This window comes from Pseudosporangium ferrugineum (assembly GCF_003002065.1).
Taxonomy (GTDB): domain Bacteria; phylum Actinomycetota; class Actinomycetes; order Mycobacteriales; family Micromonosporaceae; genus Actinoplanes; species Actinoplanes ferrugineus_A.
Genome location: NZ_PVZG01000055.1, coordinates 1 through 7,667 on the forward strand (window position 1 = coordinate 1; position 7,667 = coordinate 7,667).

The 7,667-nt window shown below is 66.5% G+C and carries 3 protein-coding genes; 2 read left to right on the forward strand and 1 reads right to left on the reverse strand.

Annotated features, from left to right (window positions below; translation table 11 throughout):
• Window positions 1-20 precede the first annotated feature (20 nt).
• Window positions 21-791 (reverse strand): ISAs1 family transposase, encoded by a 771-nt coding sequence (locus CLV70_RS38335; RefSeq protein WP_106131522.1) that lies wholly within the window; start codon window positions 789-791, stop codon window positions 21-23.
• Window positions 792-1,899: 1,108 nt separating this feature from the next.
• Between CLV70_RS38335 and recD2 the strand changes: the two genes are divergently transcribed.
• Entirely contained in the window at window positions 1,900-4,119 is a 2,220-nt protein-coding gene (gene recD2 / locus CLV70_RS38345) for an SF1B family DNA helicase RecD2 (RefSeq protein WP_106131523.1), read from the forward strand.
• Between the two features lie 150 nt (window positions 4,120-4,269).
• Window positions 4,270-7,539: a DEAD/DEAH box helicase gene (locus CLV70_RS38350; RefSeq protein WP_146164350.1), complete on the forward strand. Its 3,270-nt coding sequence runs from the start codon at window positions 4,270-4,272 to the stop codon at window positions 7,537-7,539.
• Window positions 7,540-7,667: the final 128 nt, after the last annotated feature.

The following is a 7,667-nucleotide window of genomic DNA, read 5'->3' on the forward strand; positions in this document are numbered from 1 at the left end:
TTTCGGATCCAGGTAAGCCATCAGACCCAGCAGACCTCCCTTCGAGTCTGTCCCGCCTGAAACGGGGATGTGTCAGAGCGCCTCGTGGCGCACTGGTTGGCCTTGGTCGTGACCATCAGATGCGCGCCGTGCTCGGCGAGCAGGTCGGCGTGCCCGACCTGGGCATGCAACGCGTCGGCCACGACCAGGACGCCGGCCAGTGAGCCCAGCACAGCTTTGACCCGTGTCATCAGGGGCGTGAACGCGGGGATCTCATTCGATTTCGCCGCGATCTGGACCTGGGCGAGCACGATGCCGGTGCTGGTGTCGTAAGCGCAGAGCAGATGGACCTGCCTGCCGTCAGCCAGCCGGGCACCCCGCTCGACCTTCCCGTCGACGGCGATGACGAGGCGCCACCAGTGGCCAGCGGCCCGGACCGGCGCCGCCCGGCCCCGCAACCAGCGAGCCAGGACCTGCGACAACACCTCGGCGTCGATACGGATCAGCAGCCGCCACACCGTCGTCGCGGCGGGCACCCGGCCGGTGAACCCGAGCCGCTGCCACACCGCACGATCCTGGAAACGCACCCAATCCGTGACCGCGGCGAACGTGCACGCCCCGGCTATCACCGCGCACACCGCTGCCGCCAGGACGCTCACCAGCGGGTACCGCCGGCCCCGCGGATCCCGCGGGTCCCGCACCGCCTCCAACGCGACGAACAGGCTCAGCCGGTCACCATCGGTGACCACGGCCGAGGGCGGCATGTTCGGGGGTCGCTGCGGCAGCACAATCTCGGTCAGTGATGATGACATCAGCGGGTGCGGTCCTGTTCTCGATCACGGTTGTCTTCGCAAACACCATGATCACGAACGGGCCGCACTCGTCCTACATGGACCCAGCTTCAGGGCCAGACCGTCCAAAACCCCAGCTCACATAGTCCTCAACCGACTACGCAACGGCCCTGGGGTACGCCTCCCGACGCTCATCCACAGGTTTCGAGCATTGCTCCACTCGATCACTTTCGCCGCGTGCAACCGATCGGGAAACAACCAATCCCGGACCCGTGGCATCTGTCCCGGCCAGCGATAGCCAAACGCGCGGATTTGCCGCGTCGAAGGCGCGGAGGTTCGTCTGTCGCAGGCTCACGAGTGAACGCTCCATTAGCGTTGCCAAAGGAACGCGGCGGTCGCGCATGCACGGCAACGGAAACCATAGCCGCAACCACCACCCCCGAAGTTCATAGAGGTCCGATGATCGCGACCTTCCTCAGGCTGCACGACGAACGACATCGGTTGCGCACAACTACCGCAGGTAGGAGTCTCGTCGTGCTGCGCCCATACAGGCCGACAGCTTGGGCCGGATCGCGAACGCCTCCGGCAGCGAGTCGCCGACGATCTGCGCCTTCAGCAGCTCACCCGGGAGCAGGGCGGTGACGCCGTCGCCGGTGACGAACTAGGTGACCGACGAGAAGGTGAAGTCCGCGGGCGAGGGCGCCGTGACCGCTCTGCCCAGCGCGCCCAAGGGCAGCACCCGGCCCGCGGGCTCGTTCTTCTCCACCGCGAACTTTCCGCGCGGGGCGAGTGAGACGCCAACTTCGGCGACGGGCTGAGTTGATCTCGGCCCCCCCGTTTACCCCCCGAAAAACCCTGCCAGCAGACGACGACCGGTGACGAGCAATGACCAGGCTGATCTAGCGTTATCGCAGTTCAATGGCTACTCCTGACAACCGATGACAAGCCGGGAAGCGCGGTGGTCGAGCAGCGTAGGTTGTCGACTCTTGTCATCGTTAAGCAGTGGTCGAGCGCGAGGGACTGACGAGCATGCCCCCGCTGAGATCGACAGCTCTGTCGACTGATCCACCTGCTCTTACCCGGTGGGCCTCGCGCCCAGTTTTGGTGGTAAGGTGCAGTTGACGGCACAATGGTGCACGTGTCTGCGGCTGTCTCGTCTCGTCCGTCTCCGCATGTTCTTGAAGCTGTGTTGGAACGGTTGACGTACGTCAACGAGGAGACGGGGTACACGATCGCCCGGGTCGCGACCGGCCGAGGTTCGGATCTTTTGACTGTGGTGGGCGCGTTGTTGGGGGCGCAGCCCGGGGAGAGTCTGCGGCTGCAGGGTTGGTGGTCGTCGCATCCGCAGTACGGGCGGCAGTTCGAGGTCGTCTCGTACACCACCGTGCTCCCGGCGACGATCCAGGGTATCCGCCGCTACCTGGGTTCCGGGCTGATCAAGGGTATCGGGCCGGTGTTCGCCGAGCGGATTGTCGAGCATTTCGGCTTGGACACTCTGCGGATCATCGAGGAGGAGCCGGACCGGCTGGTTGAGGTGCCGGGTTTGGGTCCGAAACGCACGGCGAAGATCACCGCGGCGTGGGCGGAGCAGAAGGCCATCAAGGAAGTGATGGTGTTCCTGCAGGGCGTCGGGGTTTCGACGTCGATCGCGGTGCGGATCTACAAGAAGTATGGTGATGCCTCGATCAGCGTGGTGAAGAATGAGCCGTACCGGCTGGCCGCTGATGTGTGGGGGATCGGGTTCAAGACCGCTGACACGATCGCGCAGGCCGTGGGGATCCCGCATGACAGCCCGCAGCGGGTCATGGCCGGGTTGCAGTACACGTTGTCGCAGGCTGCGGACAACGGCCACTGCTATCTGCCCGCACCGCAGCTGGTTGCGGACGCGGTGAAGATCCTTGACGTGCCGGCCGAGTTGGCGATTCGTTGCCTTGATGACCTGGTCGCTGAGGACGGCGTGGTGCGGGAGATTTTGCCCGGCGTGGATGGGCCGGTTCCGGCGGTCTATCTGGTGCCGTTTCACCGGGCGGAGCAGTCCCTGGCTGGTTCGGTGTTGCGGTTGCTCGGTGACCGTGGGGACCGGATGGCGCAGTTCTCCGGGGTCGATTGGGACAAGGCACTGACTTGGTTGAAGGCGCGCACGGGCACTGATCTGGCGCCGGAGCAGGAGCAGGCTGTGCGGTTGGCGTTGATGTCGAAGGTGGCGGTGCTCACCGGCGGGCCTGGCTGTGGGAAAAGCTTCACGGTCCGCTCGATCGTCGAACTCGCCGCCGCGAAGAAGGCGAAGATTCTGCTCGTGGCGCCGACCGGGCGGGCCGCGAAGCGTCTTGCCGAGTTGACCGGCCAGAGCGCGGCGACGGTGCACCGGCTGCTGAAGCTGCAACCTGGTGGGGAACCCACCTACGACCGGGACACTCCTCTGGATGTGGACCTGTTGGTTGTGGATGAGGCGTCCATGCTGGATCTGATTCTGGCTAACAAACTCGTCAAGGCCGTCCCGCCGGGGGCGCATCTGCTGTTGGTCGGTGACGTCGACCAACTCCCGTCGGTCGGCGCCGGTGAGGTGCTGCGGGATCTACTTGCTGCGGACACGGTTCCCCGGGTCCGGCTGACTCAGGTGTTCCGGCAGGCCGCGGACTCTGGGGTGGTCAGCAACGCCCACCGGATCAACGCCGGCCGGCCCCCGCTCTTGCAGGGGATGAGCGACTTTTTCCTGTTTCCGTGTGACGACACCGAGGCCACGGCCGCCCTGACCGTCGACGTGGCGTGTACCCGCATTGCGAAACGGTTCGGTCTCGACCCGCGCCGTGATGTCCAGGTGCTGTCCCCGATGCACCGTGGTCCGGCCGGGGCGGGCGCGCTGAACATCCTGTTGCAGCAGCAGCTCACCCCGGCGCGGGAGGGCTTGCCGGAGCGGCGGGTCGGTGGGCGGGTGTTCCGCATCGGCGACAAGGTCACGCAGATCCGTAACAACTACGACAAAGGTGTGACCGGGGTGTTCAACGGCACCGTCGGGGTCGTCACCGCCTTGTCCACCGACGATCAGAGTCTGACCGTACGTACCGACGAGGACGAGCTGGTCGATTACGACTTCGACGAGCTCGACGAGCTGGCCCACGCGTATGCGATGACGATTCACCGTTCGCAGGGTTCGGAGTACCCGGCGGTGGTCATCCCGATCACGACCAGCGCGTGGATGATGCTGCAACGCAACTTGCTCTACACCGCGATCACCCGGGCGAAGAAGCTCGTCGTGCTCGTAGGCTCCCGCCGCGCTCTGGCCGCCGCCGTCCGCACGGTCGGTGCTGGCCGCCGCCACACCGCCCTCACCTACCGTCTCTGTTCGTAACGGTTGACCGACGCACGCCTTGATAGGCGAGGCCGGGGCGGCAAGGGCGCGGGAGCTGCGGCGTGTTCTCGGTTGGGTGATGTCGCGGTCGGCGGTGTCGTACGGCTCGGTAGCGTTGGCGTTCGAGCATCGATTCGGCGGAGGTTTGTCGTGGCGCGGCTGGTCCTGACGGCTGATGAGGCGGCGGTGTGCGAGGCCGTGGGGGTTAGATCTTTCGTGCAGGCTCGTGCGCTGGTGGCCTCCGGTGCTCTGGTCGAGGTGAGCTGGGACCGCAGCGCTGGCCGCGGGCGGGCTGTCGTGCAAGGTGAGAAATCCGGTCTGGTGATGGCGTCGGTCGTGGTCGGTGCCGACGGTGCGCTCAAGAGCGTCAGCGGCACGTGCACGTGTTCGGCGGCTCCAGCGTGTGTGCACCCGGCGGCGTTGGTGTTGATCGCCTGTACGTCGGAGGCGTCCAAGCCGCAGCCGGCGCCGTCGTGGGAGTTGGCGCTGGCCGCCTTGGTGAATGCCGACAGTCCGGCCGCTGAGCCGGGTTCTCCAGACCTGGCATTACAGTTCGACCTGGAGGACGGCGACGGGGACGGCCGGTGGCGGATCGGGCTCCGGCCGGTGGTGCCCGGCAAGAGGGGCTGGATTCGTAGCGGCGTTTCGTGGGGCACGCTCGGGTACGGCTACGTTCCTGGCTCACCCCGGGCGCAGCAGCACGTGGATCTGTTGGAGGAGCTGCTCGCGCTGGCGGACGACGACGGAGGCGATCCGTACAGTTACCGCTATTACGGGTCGAGTCAGCGGGTCGTCTATCTGGACGAGTTCCGTAGCCGGCGGGTGTGGGATGTCCTGGCTGAGGCGCAGGAGGCCGGGCTGCCGCTGGTGCAGAGAGGCCGAGCCGCGTCACGGGCTCAGGTATCGGCACGGCCGGTGCGGTACTCGGTCCGCGCCGATCGGATCGCCGCCGGCTTGCGGTTACGTCCAGGGCTGCTCGACGGTACCCAGGAGATCGATCCCGAGCGGTCGCTGCTGGTCGGACGCCCAGCTCACGGTGTCGCCTGGTGGGGTACGACAGGGCCGGGATCCGCCAGTGATCCGGGCACGCTCAGGCTCGCCCCGCTGGCACGGCCGCTGAGCGCGCAGGTCATGGATGCGCTGACCGCCCCGGCGATCGTCGTTCCCGCCGCCGACGAGCCCCGTTTCCTGCGGCAGTACTATCCGGGGCTTGCCCGCCGGGCGGAGGTAGTACCGGTTGATACGTCGGTGGACCTTCCCGACCTCGGCCAGGCGACGCTGACCTTGTCCGCGCAAACCCTGCCGGAACACCGGATGTCACTGACCTGGGAATGGATCTCCCAGGTCGGAACAGACATGCACGCGGAGCCGCTGCACGCCGACGGTGACCGCAATCCCGACCGGGCCGCGACGCTGCAACGCGTCACTGATCTGGTGTCGGAACCGGCGTACGGGCTGACCGAGCCGGTCCAGGGCGGACGGCGGCTGCGGGAGCACACCGCCGTCGCCGGTGACGTCATGCTGCGGCTCGTCCGCGACGTCTTTCCCCCACTCGCCGAGCTGGACGGCGTCGAGGTGGTCGTCAAGGCGGATGCCGACCTGCCGGAGTACATCGAGGAGCCAGAGTCCCCGGTCGTCTCGTTCACGAGCACGGGCAAGGGCGACGCCGGAGCACAGGACTGGTTCGACCTGTCCGTGCGGATCAGCGTCGGTGGTGAGGACGTCGGTTTCGAAGGACTGTTCGTCGCTCTGGCGGCCGAGCAGGAGTTCATGATCCTGCCCAGCGGCCGCTACTTCCGGCTCGAGCAACCCGAGTTCCAGCAACTACGCGCGCTGATCATGGAGGCCCGCGACTTGCAGGACGCCCCTACCGGCGTTGTCCGGGTCGGCCGTTTCCAGGCCGGGCTCTGGCAGGAGCTGTCCGAGCTGGGTGAAGTCACCGGACAAGCCGCAGCCTGGCAGGAGTCCGTTCGCGCGCTGAGCGACGCGACGACCGGTCCCGCCGTCCCGCCACCGGCAGGGCTGGACGCCACTCTTCGCCCGTATCAACGAGAGGGCTTCCAGTGGCTCGCCACCCTGCACCGCCACGGTCTCGGCGGGGTGCTGGCCGACGACATGGGACTGGGCAAGACGCTCCAGGCACTGGCCCTGATCTGCCACGCTGTCGAACAAGCGCCCGGCCGGGCACCGTTCCTGGTGGTAGCCCCGGCCAGCGTCGTCAGCAACTGGGCACACGAGGCGGCACGCTTCGCCCCGAACCTCACCGTCACCCCCATCGTCCAGACCGGCGCACGCCGGGCCGGAACACTGCACCAAACGGTCACCGGATCGCACATCGTGGTCACCTCGTACACCCTGTTCCGGCTCGAGTACGACGACTACGCCGCGCTGCCCTGGACCGGGCTGATCTTGGACGAGGCGCAGTTCGTCAAGAACGCCCAATCGCAGACTTACCGGTGCGCGAAACAGCTCCCGGCCGCCTTCAAGCTCGCGATCACCGGTACCCCGATGGAGAACAACCTGGCCGAACTATGGGCGCTGTTGTCCATCACCGCGCCCGGCCTACTGCCGCGGCTCGACCGGTTCAGTGAGTACTACCGCCGGCCGATCGAGAAGGACCACGACGAGCAGCGACTCGCGCAACTGCGCCGGCGGATCCGCCCGCTCATGCTGCGCCGCCGCAAGGCCGACGTGGTCACCGAACTGCCCGCCAAGCAGGAACAGGTCATCGAGCTGGACCTGAACCCCAAGCACCGCCGGATGTACCAGAAATACCTGCAGCGGGAACGGCAGAAGGTCCTCGGCCTGCTCGGCGACCTGCAGAAGAACCGGTTCGAGATCTTCCGCTCACTGACCCTGCTCCGACAGGCCAGCCTCGACCTGACCCTGGTCGACCCGAAACACCACACCATCGCGTCGACGAAACTCGACGCGCTCTGCGAGCAGGTCACCGGCCTCGCCGCCGAAGGACACCGGGTTCTCATCTTCAGCCAGTTCACCCGCTTCCTGACCACCGCCCGGCAACGACTCGAGGACGCCGGCATCGCCTGCTGCTACCTCGACGGCAAAACCCGGCAGCGGGCAAAGGTCATCGCCGACTTCAAGAACGGAACCTCGCCGGCCTTCCTGGTCAGCCTCAAATCCGGAGGCTTCGGCCTGAACCTGACCGAGGCCGACTACTGCATCCTGCTCGACCCCTGGTGGAACCCAGCGACCGAGGCCCAAGCAGTTGACCGTACCCACCGCATCGGCCAGACCCGCAACGTCATGGTCTACCGCCTCGTCGCCACAGACACCATCGAAGAAAAAGTCATGGCACTACAAACCCGAAAAGCCGAGCTGTTCAGCAGCGTCCTCGACGGCGGAGAATTCGCCACCGCCGAACTCACCGCCGCCGACATCCGCGGCCTGCTCGACTGACGACTGCAGGCTCACCACCCGGCGAATTCAGGAAGTCGAAGCATTTGCCTCTACGAGTTCGGCGAATATCTCGGAGGGCTTCTTCCAATTGTGGATCTTACGGGGTCGGTCGTTGATTTCGGAAGCGA

What these genes read in the sequence shown, in the direction of transcription:
- recD2 (WP_106131523.1), top strand. Translation starts at nt 1,900, where the DNA reads ATGGTGCACGTGTCTGCGGCTGTCTCGTCTCGTCCGTCTCCGCATGTT.
- CLV70_RS38335 (WP_106131522.1), bottom strand. Translation starts at nt 791, where the DNA reads ATGTCATCATCACTGACCGAGATTGTGCTGCCGCAGCGACCCCCGAAC.